The organism is Tardiphaga sp. 709 (assembly GCF_032401055.1).
Classification (GTDB): Bacteria; Pseudomonadota; Alphaproteobacteria; order Rhizobiales; family Xanthobacteraceae; genus Tardiphaga.
The window spans coordinates 340,459-355,848 of sequence record NZ_CP135529.1; the positions used below are offsets into that span (position 1 = coordinate 340,459).

Here is a 15,390-nt window from a genome sequence, read left to right on the forward strand (position 1 = left end):
GGTTAGGCCTTTCCGAAGATGGAGGTGATGCGAGCCCAGAAGGTGGGCTGAGGGATGACAGGCGGGACAACCGATGGCACCGGCTGCTTGGTCGGGATGGCGTTGATGACCGGAACGATGTCGGCCACGATCGCCAGCTTCTTGATGATCGGATCATTGCCGGCCATCATGGCCTTGCGATCCGCCATGCCGTTCGTGCCGCCGTTCCAGAGCCGCACGCAGCCCTCAAAGTCGCCGGCATCGGCCTTGATGTTGAGCTGTTTCCAGTCCCAGAACGCTGCGCAGATCTCAGGCTGGTATTGAGCCTCGCAGGCCAGATCTGGATTGCCGACGAGATCCAGCCCGGCACGCTTCCCGACCTGTGCGTAACCGTCCCTGCCCGTCACCTGAGGGCCGCCGCGGCCGATATAGAGCGAGCCGTCCGACGTTCCGACGCGATTGCCCATGCGCTCGTTCTTGTCGGTTTTGCTGCCGTAGATGTCGTCAAAGGCCTTCTTCTGCCAGCCCGGCGCCGTGCCGTACTTCAGGCGTACCGCGGAGGCTGAATTGAAGCGGTTCGGCCAGACAGCAGCCATCCGCTCGGCCGTGTAATTGATGTTCTCGGTCAGGTTTCGGATCGTGAACCCGCCGCACTCGTGCTCGATGTTCGCGAAGAAATAGGCCATCCGGTTGCGGGTCTTGTTGATCCCGGCATTAGTCAGGACGTTCTGTTTCGAGACAAAGGCGTCCAGCACCGCTTGGGGCGCGTTCGGAAACATCTGCCGCATTGCTGCGCCAGTCAGTTCGATCATGGGATCGCTCCGGTGTTTGGAATCAAAAAGCCGCCTGTGAGGGCGGCGGGGTGTGACGAATTGTGCGGTGCGATTGATTCAACCGGGCTTTACGCGGATCGGTTGTGGTGGTTATCCTGAGCGAGTCTCAGGGAGGGCCGCTAAATGGACTCGTGGACGCAGATCAAGCAGCAACAAGAACAGGCGATGGACGATGCGCTCTTGGAATTATGGGCCGCGGTCGATCCTAAATCTTGGCTGACCAGCCTGATTTACTTTCTCGGCTGCCTCCAGTTCGGGGTGCCTTGGTGGCAGGCCTGCATTGTCTTTCTGATCGTACTAGCCGCGACCCGCTTCCATTTTGGGCGCCGAACTTTGATCAAGGGCGGCATCGTCGTGATGGCACTCACAATCGCAAGCTGGACTGGAGTTCTTCCTACAATGGCTGCGATGTCTCACGTCGCTAAGTGCTCGCTTTAGGCGTCTCGGAGTTCGCCTGTCATCGCCCAGCCGTACAGCCAAGCCTCGCCGGGGCCTGGATTGTAGCCGGCCGCGATCCGCACGTTGACCTTCAGACCAGCCGGGACGTGATATTCGCAATCAAACGAAGCGCTGCGCATATTGGCAGCTGGGGCGGTGCTAGGCGACGAGCCCGAGCTGTACGTATTGCCTGCGAGCGTGGGAGGCGTCATCTCAGTTGTAGAGGTGCTGTCACCGAAATAAGGGATCAGCGCCATGCCCCAAAGCGGTTCAAACTCGATCTTCTTCAGGACCAGCACCTTGCCGACAGGAACCGTATAGGGAAGCGAAACCTCGCCCAACAGCCCGTTGCTCATGTTCGTTGGCGGGTTCAGCTTGACGCCGCCGGAAACGATGCCGGTCTGGCCGTAGGCAATCCATGGGTCGCTCATTTTATCTCCTATTGCGTTCTGGAATCAAAAAAGCAGCCCGAAGGCTGCTGCGGTGTTCTTTACATTTTAGGTTGTATGGCTACGTTTGCGGTAACCAGAACCAGAGGCGGCTATGAGTTCAACAACGCAACAAAAACGTCTTGCGATAATCCAGTCTGCTTACATCTCCTGGAAGGGTTTTTTCGATCTCATAGGCCGATGTGATGAATACGTTATCTTCGACAGCGTTCAGTACGCACGACGGCACTGGCACAATCGAAATCGAATCAAGGCACCCGGCGGCACCATCTGGTTGACTATCCCAGTCCGAACGGGCGGCAAGTTCGACCAGCCAATCAACAGCGTTGAAATCGAGAAGCCATGGGCGGCGAAGCATTGGCGCTCAATTGAGATGTCTTACAGCAAGGCGCCTTTCTTCTCATCCTTGGGACCGCAGATTAAGGCCTGTTACGACCGCGCCGATAATCTTTCCCATTTGACAGAAATAAACGAGCTATTTCTGCGTGAAATCCTTGGTATCTTGGGTCTGAAGACGCAAGTAACCCGTGATGATGCTTACCCTGGGATCGGTGTAAAAACAGAACGATTACTACACATAGCCAAAGCTGCTGGCGCCACGCACTATCTCAGCGGCCCCTCCGCTAAAGAATACTTCGACGAAAAACTTTTCTCGTCAGAGGGGATAAAAACCGAGTGGATGGAATACAGCGGTTATCCGCAATACGAACAGCTGCACGGTGAATTCGACCACGCGGTCTCTATAATAGATGCGCTATTCAGTATCGGCCCGGTGAACATTAAGAGCGTTCTCGATCACCGGGCTGCGATTCAGTATATTGGCGCCACTACTTAGTTATAGTGTTCGATGACAACGATTTGTCCAGCGGCTCCATTGCCGCCAGCTAAACCGTTCGTTCCAGCGGCTGCACCTGCGCCACCCGATCCCACCGCGTAACCGTATGTCGCACCGGGAGAGTTGATGATAAAGCGGAGAGTGGCTCCGCTACCGCCCCCGTAACCACCATTCATAAGGGCGGCGTTATTGGTGCCGCCCCCGCCGCCGCCAGAGCCTGTATTCGTAGCTGCAGCGTTGCCAGCGCCGGCAAAGACAGAAGCAGGGCCGGCGCCACCAAGAGAAGACGGGCCGCCTGATCCACCTGCCGCAGAAGCAACACCTGAGGTAGAATACAGTCCGACCGAACCGCCGCTACCTCCTGCTATAAGGACATTGGCAGTGAGAGTCCCAGAGACGGCTCCGCCTGTAACCACAGATGACGTACCACCACCTGCACCGCCACCTGCTACGTAGTCAGTAGCATTCCATGTAGTGTTGCCGCCGCTCGTAGCGGGAGTACCGTTGTTGCCACCACCGCCGCCGCCGCCGCCGCCAACCAGCAACACCTCAATCCAGAGACATCCTGCAGGCGTCGTGTATGTCCCGCTTCCAGAAAGGAAACGCTGAATAGTTGGCAAAGCCGATCGCGACCCTAGTACACCCGCATTATTGTAGAGAGCATGTCCGCTAGTGCCGCCAGCAATAGTCGTTGTGCCCACACCAATGCTGGTGGCTGCCGCGCCCACTGCGGTAATGACGCCACCAGATGCGGTGATCGTAGTGCCGTCTACCTGGACAATGCCCTTCTGAGCCGCAGTGGCGTTTTGATAAGCCTGCGAGCTAGCAGCGGTGATCAACCCCTTCGCATTGACGGTGACACTCGGTACTGCCGATGCGCTGCCGAAAGATCCGACATTGGCATTCACAGTTGCAAGGGTCGTTGCCAGCGCGCCAGCTGAAGTGGTGACATCGCCGGTCAGGGCGGGGAAGTTAGTGGCAGGAAGCGTTCCCGAAATGTCAGTCCCGAGAGCGACCTTCCCCCATGCAGGCGCGACGCCAACGCCTCCAGACCGGAGAACATTACCAGTTGCTATGTCGGCAAGCCGCGCGAGCGTGCTAGTCGTCGCTGCGTACAGCAGATCGCCAATAGCAAAGGTGCTGAGACCCGTACCACCTTGCGTCGCTGCTGCCGTGCCGGAGATGTTCGAGAATGCTGGCTGCGCGCACGCCGGAACGCCAGAAACTGAAATCGTGTTCAGCCACTGGTTTGCGGAGCATATGAGGGACTGAACACCGCCGAGCGTTGAAGCAGATGGGTTCGGGAGATCAGCACCGACAAGCGCACGGAATGTCGGATTTGCAGCCCCGCCCGAAGTCGGGCCGGAAAAGACCGTATTGGCAGACTGTGTGCCGAAAGCAGGCCCCGCGATTGCCTGGAAGGTAGGATCAGACGAGGCGCCATTGCTGACCAACGTTTGACCAGCCACACCAGGCGCAGCGAATTTGAATCCCGTGCCGGACCCGCGGCCGATCGGGACGGAGTGATCAGGTGTCTGCCACTGCGCAGAGACAGGATTGCAGGCAATAAAAAAGGCCGCCGAAGCGACCGCAAAAGACCGAAGGATTTTCATTTTAGACATACCACCCGTTCAGTGTCGTGGAGGGATAGAGCGTGACCGAACCGAGCTGAGCTGAGTTCGAGTAAACCGTGAATGTCGCCGCCTGCATGATTGTCTCGGCGCCGGCAGGCGTGAGCGTGATCGTGTGAGCCGTCACGCCTGTTGACCAATCGACGATTGTCAAAGGGATGCCGTTCTGCAGCGTCACAGATGGAAGGGTGAATGCAGATGCGCTCGGCGCTGCTTTCTGAATTACTGCCGCCGGGGTGCCTGCCGAGATTGCACCGTTGGCCGTCAAAACTGTCGGCTCCTTAGGCATCGCATTCGTCAGTCCATTGTCGATGTCAGCGTAATATGCTGCTGCATCGTTTGGATCGATGACCGTTCCTGAAATAGGATCAGAGAACGAATTCGAGACGCGCGTGAAAACGCCCGTTGTCGGGTTACGTGGCATCTATCGATCCTAGAATTTGATGATTGGGGTCATCGCCATTGTGGCTTGGGCGATGGCGAATGCCGCACTATTTCCGCCCGTAGGGGTACCGGTGAAGCCTGCAGTGATTCCGGTACCGGCAACGCCAGTTTGGAATAGGCCAGGGCCTTGCATCAAAACGCCGCCGCCACCGGGACCTGCCGTAGTGCTAGTATTTGTTGAATATTGATGAGAATGCCCAGGATCGCTGATAGATACCGAACCTGCGGGCGTAATTGGCGGCAGGTTAGACATGGTCAGGTTATACGTCGGGCCGCCGACCGCTTGAGCCAACACCGCCCCGTACAGCCTGCCAGAGCCGCCATCGATACCGGCGTCTACGCGCCCAAGCGTATTGGGGACGTTGAAGGTCGTCGAGCCATCACCGGACCCGTAGGTTGTTCCGATAGCAGTGAAAAGATCAGCATATGTGGTTCGGGATACAGCTTGCCCGTTACGAAGCAACCAGCCGGCTGGAGCTGTTGCGCCTGCTGTGAAACCAATAAAACCAGGAGGAAGGGGGACGATTCCGTTCTGAGTAACGGCGCCCGTGAAATCCACGCCGGTCGTGGAAAACCGCGCAATGACAGTCCCGCCACACGTAATGACCTGCTCATCGGAAGCAGACCGGCTCATGCCCGTATTGGGGTCGGCAGCGTAGCTGAAGCCCGTTGACGCAAGCGGCAACACCGCAGTCATCGCCCCTTGACCGTCCCTCGGTAACGATCCGGTCAGGCCGTCCGCGATATCCGATAGATCGGAATTGACCGCCGAGGACGAGATCGGCGTCTGAGACTGGAAAGCAGGTTGCGCAAGGTTGAATACCCCTGCTCCGTTTCGCGGCATGCGGTCTCTCCAAACAGAAAAAGGCCCGCGTGAAGCGAGCCTGTGATCGTCAAAATGTGGGGTGTGTTATCGACGCTGGGGTGAAGCCATCATCGCGCTGGCGATAGAAGAATACGGAATTGCTGAAAGCTGCGCAGAAGGGAGAGCCGGTGAAAGCGCATGCGATACAGCCGCAACACCTTTGTTGCCTGTAGCCATTGGTGAACGCGACCTCACGAGTTCGGACAATGCAGCGCCAGCCTTAGCTGTTGATTTCTGGCCGATCAGCCTTGCAATGGTTCCCATGACGGTGACTGGAATTGTAGCGCCCCCGCTCCCAAGAGCAGCACCAGTATTGAGCATGAGAGACAGACCGCCATCCACACCCAGCTTCCCAACTGACCTAAGCGTGTTGCGGGTCTTAGTACCCCTGACAATATCCTCCATCGCCTTGATTTCATCTTTGCTGAAACCTGACGTTCGCTTTGGGTTGTCAAGGATGGTCGCAATCTTCTGACGCATGGCATTTTCGACATTGCCACCCATACCGGATTTGGCTGCTTGCCGTTCTGCACGGGTAAGCTGCAGATCTACTTGCTCTCCTCGCTTGGCGGCGCCCCAATTTGACGACGCCTCCTTCAGGATTTCAGACGCGCGGGCTGCGTCTCCCGCAAGCACATCAGAGGCAGGAATGTTGGGCAGATAATCATCAAGCGCGCGTTTCGCTTCGGCAGCGGCAGCGGCCTTAGGCGTTGGAGCGCCCACGGCGTCACGTTCGCGAGCCAGGAGACCAAGCGCCTTTTGCGAACTGTGTAGGTCTGCGATTTCGACGGGCGGGAGGGTATAGCCCTGCGCAATCTGTTTTGGCGTGAGAGTGGGAGGGGTTAGAGCCTTGATCTCCTCGAAAACCTCAGGCTGGCTACGTTGACGAAAACCTTTCTGAAGGAGATCATTTTCAATCTTGGTAGCAAGATTTGCGGTCGATCGAGGATCAACCCGCACTGCGGCTATTTCCGGGCTCTGATAAGCCGCACGAGAAGCTGCCTTCAATTCTGCTACAGTTGGTGCGGCGACGACTGGTGGCGCTTTGACGCCGGGTTTAGCTGCAAGTAGAGATGTCTCCACATCGCTGGCAGCCGTCTCATACATCTTCTGCGGATCGTCCTTTGCGGCGATCTCAGGAGCAATCAGTTCTCCAGCCTTATGCGTCAGCCAACTAAGCCCGTGGCCGCCTACCGATCGGATGGCCCCAACTACGGGAGAAGCAGCCAACCCAAGACCGCCCATGACCGCGGAACCGGTATTGAGAAGACCTTCGATTGGCCCCTTGGAGCCGCGATTTGATAGGCCACTCTCAATGGCCGTCAGGTTACGATCAGCCGTTGCGCCAATTTCGCGCGGGATATCAGTCACAGTCTTTGACAGCGCAAAGCCGTCGTCTTTTGTCTCACCGTTTAGCTGGGCAAGCAAAGCTGGATCAGCGACTGGCTTTCTGCCGCCGTTTAGCTGCTCAAGAACTGCGGGATCAGTGACTGGAGTTGCCATTATTCTTCAAACCACTGGCCGTTTTCTTGGTAGTAGTTTTTACCACCAATGCTCTTCGTCGTGCGCTGCTTCGACGCCTCTGCGGGGGGTTTATAGCCAGGTCCAGCGGTTTTCTTGATGGCATCAATGGCAACCCTACGAGCATTGGCTTTCTGCGCGATGACTTCTGGACCGTCTCCAGGCTGCGGAAAGAACTCCTTCTCTTCACGCTTGAACTCTTCTTTACCGATAGCTGCGCCGGATTCCTTCCGCAGTTTTGCGGTGATGAATTGGCTCTTCGCCTGCTCCATCTTCTGATAGTCACTCGTTTGCAGGGCGGAACCAACGACCGGAGTTTTACCGAGAATTTGCTGCGCGGCACCCTTAACCCCAAGAGCCTGCCCTTCGAGCCCCGTGAAATTCTTTTCGGCATCTTCCATGCGGTTCGCAAAGTTCTCCGCGTTGCCCTGCACTTCCGTCTTCTTGCCCGTAGCGGCGTCCGCCGTGGCCTTAGAGACCTCAGTCTTGAAGGCCTTTACGTCAACTCCCTTAGGAATAATGATTTCCTTGCCGTCAGGTCCTGTCACGGTTGGGCGTTCATCCCCCGGTTTTGCCTGCTCTAGCGGAGTTACCTTCCCCTTCGCAGCATCGATGAACCCATACGTTTTCTTGCCGTCTTCGGATTCGCCGATAATGCCAAATGTCGGCTTTGTTGCTCCTTGGTAGACAGGCTCGACGGTGCCCTTGCGAGGATCAGTTCGAAGGATCGTCCCATCAGGCTGCGTCTGGAAACCAAATTCCGGCGTTTTGTTGAACTGGCCAAGCTGCTGAACCGCGAGCGCCTTCATGGTTGGATTCTTGCTCGTCAGACCCTGAAGAATGCCGGGGATCTTGTCTTGAGGAACGCCCGCAAAGATGCCGCTAGGCTGAGTAGGCTGCACAGGAGGTGCGCCCATGGCCTGAGCAATGGCAGGAGGACCGCTAGGCGCTGCCGTAGGTGGACCTGCCACCTGATATGGCGCCTGTGGATCTTGAGGCTTGCCGCCGAAGAACCGGTGATCGCCAATATCCTGACCGGGTCCCTGCGCCCATTTCGGCATGTCGCGGCCAAGCGCAACCTGTGCCTTGGGAGCAATGAAATTCATGGCGCCGTTGGTCGGATCGACTGGAGCCTGACCGCCCTCGCCGTAGGCCATGGCAATAGCCTGCTCAGCAGCTGCGGCCTGTTTCGGATCGGCGGCAGCGGCTGACATCTTTGACCGGCCTGCTTCCGTGTTCCACGGCTCGAACTGGTTCTTGGCAGTGACCACACCTGTCGGGGTATCGCCTCCGAAGCCGCCATTGACGGCGCGATTACGGATGACACTACCGACCGCATTCATGCCTTGCGGGCCTTGATTGCCGGCCTCACCAAGGATGGTCGCAATCATGGCCTTGCGGTCGATGCCTGACGGCGGGTCGAGCGGAGACGGCTCGTCGTTCGTGTAGACCTTGCCGGGACCAGATGGGGCGACCGGAGGCTGGGCCGAAATCTGGGGGATCGAGGTGCCCATCGGAGGGGCTGCTGCCGGCGCTGCCGGAGTCACTGGAGCGGGCTCACCGCCGCCACCCATCGCTGACGCCATTCTGGAAAAGATTGAAGGAGTAGCTTCTGGGGCCGTAGGCGGAGGCAACCCAGCGGATCGGTAGAGGTCAGCAGTCTGCTTGTAGTCTTCCGCCTTCTTTTCCTCATCCGCCTGATTGGTGAGGTAGCCACCAATGCCGGCGCGCGCAAGTTGGGCGAGACCCTGCGTCCAATGCTCGATCTTCTGAGGCTTTATGCCATCGTTAAGCATCGCCTCAGCGACCTTACGACGACGCATGATGGTGGATTCGTCATACGTCCCACTATCGGCGACCATTATGCGACCTCCGCGACGCGGCCATAATCAACCGCCATCAGGCCATTGTCCTGCACGGCAACAGCATCGGACCCGCGCTCAACCAGATCCTGCGCCATGACGCCCATTTCCATCAGGCCGCCATTGCCCTTGTAGGAATAGGTGTAGATCGGGAGGCCCTTATCGGTCTGACCAACGCGAGTAATGTTCTCTTTCGCGCGGGCATCTGAGGTCTTGAAGCCGCCCTGAGCCCATCCGCCGAGACCTGCGCCACCAAGCCCAAACAAGCCACTCATCATCGCATTGTTCTGCGATAGAGCGCCCTGATACCCGACATTCTGCTGATTCAAGGACTGCTGCTGAGCGCCGATAACGTCGGTAGGTGCGACACCCGGAGACGGCGTGCTGGTGAAATTGGGCTGGCTGACCTGGGAATTGCCCATCAGCGCCGTGATTTCATTGATCGGCTGATTGCGCTCGGTCAGCGCTTCTTGAACAGCCTGCCCGCGACCGGTCAGCAGAAGCTGGTTGTAGGCGTCGTTCTTGCCCTGATCGAACTGTGTTCGCATCGTATCGTAAGCTTTGGAGCCAGGCCGAATGCCACGATTAATAAGGTTCGTCTCAAGGGCGTCGCTTTCTCGCGCAAATCTCGGATCTAGCCGCTTGGAACCCAACTCCATAAGGCGGGATTCGGTCGCTTCATTGCTGAGATCAACCGGAGTGCCGAGCAGCGACGCAATGCGGGCGCTCTGGTCGCGACCAATCCCTGCAACGTTCTGACGAGTTTGAAGGCCGGTGTCATAGACCGACTGCTCACCCGAATTAAGGGAGGTCGTAGCCTCATATCGCGGCGTACCGTCGGACCACGTTCCGATCTGCTTGTAGCTGAGCGATCCCGTCGGCGTGTTCTGATTGGTTGCGTTTAGGCCGTACTGCGCAATGGCAGTATCCTTGTTGGCAGCCGATTGAGCGGCAGCCGTTGCGGCCGGATCTGGTGCGGCAGGAGCTTGAGGTGTATCCACTTATAGTCTCCACCGAGCGCGAAAATCGCTCAATTCATCGACAGTCAGGGCAAAGCAGACGGCGTCATGCTTCCCGTAGAAGCGCTTGGCGATGCCTTCAAATCCCCTAGGGAAAAGCTTGCTGAGGTTTCGTTTCACCGTCTTGTTCTTCATGCTAGTGTGCATCTGCAACCGTGAGCACTTCAATTGCTCGAACACATAGCTGAGGACAGCCCTCCAACCGTCCCGATGCACAACGCCCTTACCAGCAAGCGACAGCTCAATCCCGTCACCATTGTATCCGGTGAAAATGTATCCACCCGTGATCACCCCGTCTTCATCGACAATACCGATAGCCGTAAAAGGCGGGTGGAATGGCTTCCCTGTGATCCGCGAGACAAACTCAGCGACGAATTGGTCATGCCCGATGAGGATCATACGATAGACCCGTCTTCCATGCTTAGATCAAAGCCGTTGACGCGAAGAACGACTTCAGCGCCGTCCGAATACGACCACTTATTGACGCCCCAGAGGCCGACGCCCCACACGGCACCGCCGGCTGCAACGGGGCTATCAATGTCGATCGCCATCCGGATCGAGGCGCAGTAACCGAGTCCTGTTACCGAGGTCCAGTTAGACTGCGTCACAACCTGCCCTGCCCATAGCCCGACATCCCAGAGCGCAATGTCCCAGAGCGCTGTCTGCGAAGATGGCGTGCTGGCAACCGAGATCGGCGCAAAGTCCTGGAAATCGACATTGAACGCTAGACCGGGATTAACCTGATTGTCGGTCGTCAACTGCGGCCGGCACATCGTCCAACGCTTTTGGTTGCCGCGCTTACCGTAGTAATTAAAGGCAGTCATCATGTTGGCGCTTAGACGGCGACCGTAGTCAGTCCCTGACCGGTCAGCCTCATAAACAACGCCGTCATTCCCGCCAAAATACAGGTTGTCCTGATAGACCTCCCAGCACGACCCGTTCATGCCTGTGAATCGGCACCACGCACCGGATAGAGTATTCATGACGTATTGCTGCTGTTCACCGTTCTCGGACACGGGAATGTTGAGGATAGCCCTCGTGCCCCGTGGATATCCGATGATCTGCCAGCCGAAGTTGTTCTTATAATCCCGCGCCGACTGGTTCATCACCCGCTGAATATTTCGGGTCAGCGTCACCTGCGTGACCGCGGCGCGATCGAATATCAACGCCTTCGAAAGCGGCACCAAGCCATCGATACAAATGATCGCAATGTCTGCTCCGACCTTGGTAATGCAGCGGCGCCCGATAGGAGACCCCATCAGATAAGTGCCGACCAAGGTGAAATCCGTGTTCGGATCAGTTCCGCTATAAACCGACACCTGACCACGCGATGAAATGAAAGCGATATAGTCGTCCGGACCATTGCCACCGTCGAGCGACCACGATGCAATCTGCATAAGATAGCCGCCCATCGACCAATTGCCGCCGATAGGGAAGACCGTCGCCGCACCCTGGATACTGTCCACACCGAGATATGCCGCGTCGCTGGTGCCGTTGATGGAGAACCACAGCCGTGCCTTATGCGGAGTGACGGTGATAAGATCGCTCCCACTTACTCCCGTAATCGCTGCAACAGCCCAGGTGGTACCGTCGAAATACTGCGGATCATCCGCACCATTGACCATGTAGAGGAAGTTGCCGCCTGTCGTGGCGAAATTCGTAAATTGAAACCTGCTGTTCGCAAGCCCACTTACCGCGGTAGAGGCTGGAGTTGCAGTGGCGAGGTAGATCTTGCCGCCAGACACCGCGAACAAATCGTCCGTCGATGCGCCCTCATAGGCGGCAACAGTCTCAACCGGTGCGCCTGACATCAGGTCGACGTGACGAACGAAGCCCTTTCGAAGCTCGACCCAGTCAGGTTGTGGAAACCAATTATCAAGCGTTACCGCTCGATCGGGGGGCATATTGGCAATTGGGGAGATCGCGTCCCAGCCGCCTACAGGCGCAGGAATGGACGCACCGCGCGCTACCTTCGGCCTTGGTACCTTACCAGTGCGGGCGGCAGCGTAACTGGCCCTCATGTCGGGCCTGGGAAGTTGCCGTCACGAACATTCCCGTTCGAGATCAAGAATGGCCCGGAGCGCTGATTTAGATAGAGATCAGGAATGCCGCCGTCAGAGGCAAATTTCGCATTCACAGCATCAAGGTATTCTTGCTGCATGGCCGCATATTCGAAACCCTTAATCTGCCACATCCGCCATTTCACACCCATGATGACGAGTTGGTCGTCAAGCAACGGCGTGTCGGTGTCTGTCGTCATCCGGTCGGATGTCGTGCCGTCAACCTTCAGGACCCAGTTCTTGGAGATGTACTCCCAAACAAGGGCGCCCGGCGCAGGTGCACCGCCAGCGAATGGAGGCGGCCAGATACGCCATGCGTTCGGCTTCCTGCCGACCTGCCTGAAGCGGCGCCGCGGTCCAGTCGCAAAGATCCCGGAACGGATATATTGATCCATCTGCGGGCTATCCGGCCCGATCAAACGCCAGTGGTTGGTGCGATCCCACCACGTCTGACCGATGTAGCGATCAAAATCAGTAGGAAGATCGTAGGTGTCCTTAGCGAACAGGATTTCCGTGCCGAGAGCCGTAGCCGTCGAGAACATCTCACAGCGAACCGTGGTCGCATCGACAACTTCCGCTATCCGCTGAGCCTGCGGCATACCCTCGCCCGACACCGCCCACGATGTATCTAGGCCGGCTGTTGAGGGGATGTTCAGAATTAGAGCGGAGTTCAACGCTACATCGCCCGTCGTAGCGGCCTGAGCCTCCACGTTGACAATGTGCTCTTCTTGGAGATCAGTCCAATCGTAGTCTCGGTAAAGAGACGTACAGTCGCGATTGGCCAAAGCAAGAAGCTGAATAACCTGCAAATCCGTCGAGTTCACAAGAGTCGTGGGCGATACCAGCCCAAGCTCATTCGCTGCTGTCTGGACGATCTGCAGGATATTCATTAGCCGGCAGCCCCACAGATGGCCGCCCAGGTATTCACACCGGTACGGATGCAGCGCGTGGTGCCACGAGCAGCGAGCGGAACAGTGCCGGTCGTCGCGGTGTCGCCATTGATTTGGCCACCAGTCGGCGGATAGATCAGGATCGCGTTGGCGCTGGTGTTGGCATAGACAAAGTCCATACCGACTTCAGCAGCCGACGAGAGCTTGATGCCAGACGAGGCCGCGCCGGTTACTTCAACCAGCGTTGCCGTTGCCGAACACGCAGCAGCGTCTGCGCTGGTCGTGCCGGCGCTGGTCAGGGTGCCGTACTGATAACCAAGCCGCGTCGCCGCCTGATCTGCAACTCCAACCTGAATAAGGTCTTTGGCGAGAGCCATCGTTATTCTCCTTGTGCTTTGGGTGGACGGCCGGGGCCGCGTTTTTCGGGAACGTGCTCGGCCTGGTCGGCCACTTTCGCTTCCAGCTCGGCAATGCGCCGTTGCATGGCGTGGAATTCGCTGCCGCCATCCGCAGAACCGAGATAGGCCTTGGCCTTATCGACGAGCTGACGGCCCATCGGGAGATTCCCGATCGCGCTGTCAGTCAGGCCAGCAAGCTGCTGGACGGTATGAATGTTGAACGACTTGAGCGTGAGGATCGTGCCGGGCTCTGACGGAAACAGGTGATCGAGCGGTGTACCCACTGCGGTCTGCTCGATGCCGTCCTGGAATGCCTGCCACTGCTTCTGGAAGCGGCGCTTGTGCCATTCCGTGGCCAGAACCTGTATCGACTCCTTCTCGCCGGGCTGAATGACCTCGATCATGTCCACGTCGACATAAACCGGCAGGCCCTTTTCCTCCGACTGAATCTTGCTGAGCATCGGATGGCGGAAAAACCGGACCATCGACTGCTCGTCTTTGCCGAACATGGCGATGCCATCCGGCGTGTATCCCTGTGGTGAGAATTCCAAATCAACCTCCATAGAAAAAGCCCGCCAGCGGGATGCTGACGGGCCGTAGATGTTCCGAACGACTTAGTTCGTGGTGCCGATGACCGGCCAGTTCAGTTCGCCAGGTGCGTTGCCGGCCGAAGCAGCACGGGCGGTCGTAAGCACGATGCCGGTGATGTTCTTGGTCGGAGTTGCAACGGCGTCGTCGATCTCGCCGGCCGTAACCGTCGAAGCCAGAACCACGTTGGCCGCGCACGAAGCGGACACGCGGATATCATCGCAAGTGCCATAGACCTGCAGCCAGCCGTACTGGTTGATGAGCGCCGCGGCGGGCGCGACGCCGACCTTGTCGCCAAGACCGCCGACCGAGTTGGACATCATGACCGCCAGGAAGTCCTCGTCATAAGTGCAGACATAGCCGAGGCCAGTGACCCCGCCAGTGCCGAACTTGACGAAGATCCACTTGGAACCGTCAGTGCCCTCGGAAAGCTGCCCTACCTGGAATGGGATGTCTCCCACGTAAGGATAGAGCGAGCTTGAGGTGGAATAGACCTGAGCGTAGTTCGCGCCGAGGCCGCCGCCGTTTGCGTAAGGAATCGTCATTGTTCATTTCTCCTTATGCGCCCAGCACGCCCTGAAGGCGCCGGTTCGAGATGGTCATGTTGCCGGCCCAACCCATCAGCTTCACGCTGGCGTCCTGATTGACGCTCATGCGCTTCGGTCCGATGGCGTTGAAGTTCCGATCACGATGGGGGCGATACTTCAGGTAACGCGAGTTGATGAAGTACATGGTGTTCACAGGCACGCCACCAACTGGGATCGGGTCGGTGCTGTAGCCCTGGAAACCACCATCCAGGATCACGTCGGCCGAGCGATACTTCAAAGATTCGAAGCCGCTTTCGCCCGTCTTGACCTGCTCGGTACGCTGAATGGCCTGCAACGACTGGTTATAGAGTTCCCAGTAGTTGTTGTCGGCTGGGATCAGATCCGCCTTGTCGGTGCCACGGACCAACTGGTTCGCAACGGCGTCCATGTATCCCTTGATGTTCGCAGCCGTAGCGGGAGCGCCGCCATCGGTTGCGGACGAGAAGGCGATGTTGCGCCAGAACACCCACGTTGCAGGGTCGATGCCGCCAACAGAGCCCGTTGCCGGGGTCTTGGAGATCAACTGCTGCAGACCGCCGATGGATTTCGGCGTGGTGCCGTCCGAGTAAATGCCCGTCGCGATGAGCGATTCCAGCGAACGTTCAGCATTCGACACACGACCGCCGATAAGGTCGATCATGCGCTCTTCACCGGAATTCTGCAGTTCTTCAAGACCGGAGATCGAAACGGCGACAGCCGCCTGACGGATCTGGAAGATGGCAGAGGTAAAAATCTGCTGAGGCGCGATATTCAGGGTCTCATAACCCGAATACCACATGGTGGTGCCGTTCAGCGCATATTCGATTTCCTCCCAGATGGTAGTGCCACCATCGATCGGGGAATAGGCGCGGGTGTTGCCCTGCTTGGCCAGACGGTTCAGCAGCGCGTTGTTGCGGGTGACGTTGTCGGCGGCCTTCTTGGACCGGTTTTCAATCGTCGTGGCTACGATGTCGTCAACTGATGGATTCGGAGATGCCATGTTTGGCTCCTA

The 15,390-nt window shown here is 57.8% G+C and carries 17 protein-coding genes; 2 read left to right on the forward strand and 15 right to left on the reverse strand.

The window, feature by feature from the left end:
• Window positions 1-2: 2 nt before the first annotated feature.
• Window positions 3-791: a glycosyl hydrolase gene (locus RSO67_RS01745; RefSeq protein WP_315842080.1), complete on the reverse strand. Its 789-nt coding sequence runs from the start codon at window positions 789-791 to the stop codon at window positions 3-5.
• A 144-nt stretch (window positions 792-935) separates the two neighbouring features.
• Between RSO67_RS01745 and RSO67_RS01750 the strand changes: the two genes are divergently transcribed.
• Window positions 936-1,250, forward strand: a complete 315-nt coding sequence (locus RSO67_RS01750) for a hypothetical protein (RefSeq protein WP_315842081.1) — start codon at window positions 936-938, stop codon at window positions 1,248-1,250.
• Here RSO67_RS01750 and RSO67_RS01755 read toward each other — a convergent pair.
• A complete protein-coding gene (locus RSO67_RS01755) occupies window positions 1,247-1,681 on the reverse strand; it encodes a hypothetical protein (protein ID WP_315842082.1) in 435 nt (144 codons plus the stop codon). The genes RSO67_RS01750 and RSO67_RS01755 overlap by 4 nt on opposite strands.
• A 112-nt stretch (window positions 1,682-1,793) precedes the next feature.
• On the opposite strand from RSO67_RS01755, the gene RSO67_RS01760 reads away from it, so the two are divergent.
• Window positions 1,794-2,534: a WbqC family protein gene (locus RSO67_RS01760; protein WP_315842083.1), complete on the forward strand. Its 741-nt coding sequence runs from the start codon at window positions 1,794-1,796 to the stop codon at window positions 2,532-2,534.
• Here the strand turns inward: RSO67_RS01760 and RSO67_RS01765 are convergent.
• The 13 genes from RSO67_RS01765 to RSO67_RS01825 all read right to left on the reverse strand — a co-directional run bounded on the left by RSO67_RS01765 (window position 2,531) and on the right by RSO67_RS01825 (window position 15,378).
• The gene (locus RSO67_RS01765; protein ID WP_315842084.1) at window positions 2,531-4,156 is read right to left on the reverse strand and encodes a hypothetical protein; all 1,626 of its coding nucleotides are present in this window, start codon (window positions 4,154-4,156) and stop codon (window positions 2,531-2,533) included. The two genes, RSO67_RS01760 and RSO67_RS01765, sit on opposite strands and share 4 nt — an antisense overlap.
• On the reverse strand, window positions 4,149-4,589 hold the full coding sequence (locus tag RSO67_RS01770) for a hypothetical protein (protein WP_315842085.1): 441 nt from the start codon (window positions 4,587-4,589) through the stop codon (window positions 4,149-4,151). Before RSO67_RS01770 ends, RSO67_RS01765 begins: the two co-directional genes overlap by 8 nt.
• Window positions 4,590-4,598: 9 nt before the next feature.
• Window positions 4,599-5,453: a phage tail protein gene (locus RSO67_RS01775; RefSeq protein WP_315842086.1), complete on the reverse strand. Its 855-nt coding sequence runs from the start codon at window positions 5,451-5,453 to the stop codon at window positions 4,599-4,601.
• 66 nt (window positions 5,454-5,519) lie between these two features.
• Window positions 5,520-6,977, reverse strand: a complete 1,458-nt coding sequence (locus RSO67_RS01780; protein ID WP_315842087.1) for a hypothetical protein — start codon at window positions 6,975-6,977, stop codon at window positions 5,520-5,522.
• On the reverse strand, window positions 6,977-8,857 hold the full coding sequence (locus RSO67_RS01785) for a cell wall hydrolase (protein ID WP_315842088.1): 1,881 nt from the start codon (window positions 8,855-8,857) through the stop codon (window positions 6,977-6,979). The genes RSO67_RS01780 and RSO67_RS01785 overlap by 1 nt, the downstream gene beginning before the upstream one ends.
• The gene (locus RSO67_RS01790; RefSeq protein ID WP_315842089.1) at window positions 8,857-9,858 is read right to left on the reverse strand and encodes a tail fiber domain-containing protein; all 1,002 of its coding nucleotides are present in this window, start codon (window positions 9,856-9,858) and stop codon (window positions 8,857-8,859) included. The genes RSO67_RS01785 and RSO67_RS01790 overlap by 1 nt, the downstream gene beginning before the upstream one ends.
• On the reverse strand, window positions 9,859-10,275 hold the full coding sequence (locus RSO67_RS01795) for a hypothetical protein (RefSeq protein WP_315842090.1): 417 nt from the start codon (window positions 10,273-10,275) through the stop codon (window positions 9,859-9,861). It lies immediately after the preceding gene.
• Window positions 10,272-11,897: a hypothetical protein gene (locus RSO67_RS01800; protein WP_315842091.1), complete on the reverse strand. Its 1,626-nt coding sequence runs from the start codon at window positions 11,895-11,897 to the stop codon at window positions 10,272-10,274. The genes RSO67_RS01795 and RSO67_RS01800 overlap by 4 nt, the downstream gene beginning before the upstream one ends.
• Window positions 11,894-12,826 carry a hypothetical protein gene (locus tag RSO67_RS01805; protein ID WP_315842092.1) on the reverse strand — a complete coding sequence of 311 codons (933 nt, stop codon included), beginning with the start codon at window positions 12,824-12,826 and terminating at the stop codon, window positions 11,894-11,896. Before RSO67_RS01805 ends, RSO67_RS01800 begins: the two co-directional genes overlap by 4 nt.
• The gene (locus RSO67_RS01810) at window positions 12,826-13,203 is read right to left on the reverse strand and encodes a hypothetical protein (RefSeq protein ID WP_315842093.1); all 378 of its coding nucleotides are present in this window, start codon (window positions 13,201-13,203) and stop codon (window positions 12,826-12,828) included. The genes RSO67_RS01805 and RSO67_RS01810 overlap by 1 nt, the downstream gene beginning before the upstream one ends.
• Window positions 13,204-13,205: 2 nt before the next feature.
• Entirely contained in the window at window positions 13,206-13,775 is a 570-nt protein-coding gene (locus RSO67_RS01815) for a hypothetical protein (protein WP_315842094.1), read from the reverse strand.
• A gap of 63 nt (window positions 13,776-13,838) precedes the next feature.
• Complete coding sequence (locus tag RSO67_RS01820; RefSeq protein ID WP_315842095.1) at window positions 13,839-14,357, reverse strand: hypothetical protein; 519 nt, start codon at window positions 14,355-14,357, stop codon at window positions 13,839-13,841.
• Window positions 14,358-14,370: 13 nt separating this feature from the next.
• Window positions 14,371-15,378, reverse strand: coding sequence for a phage major capsid protein (locus tag RSO67_RS01825; protein WP_315842096.1), 1,008 nt, complete (start codon window positions 15,376-15,378; stop codon window positions 14,371-14,373).
• Between the last annotated feature and the right edge of the window lie 12 nt (window positions 15,379-15,390).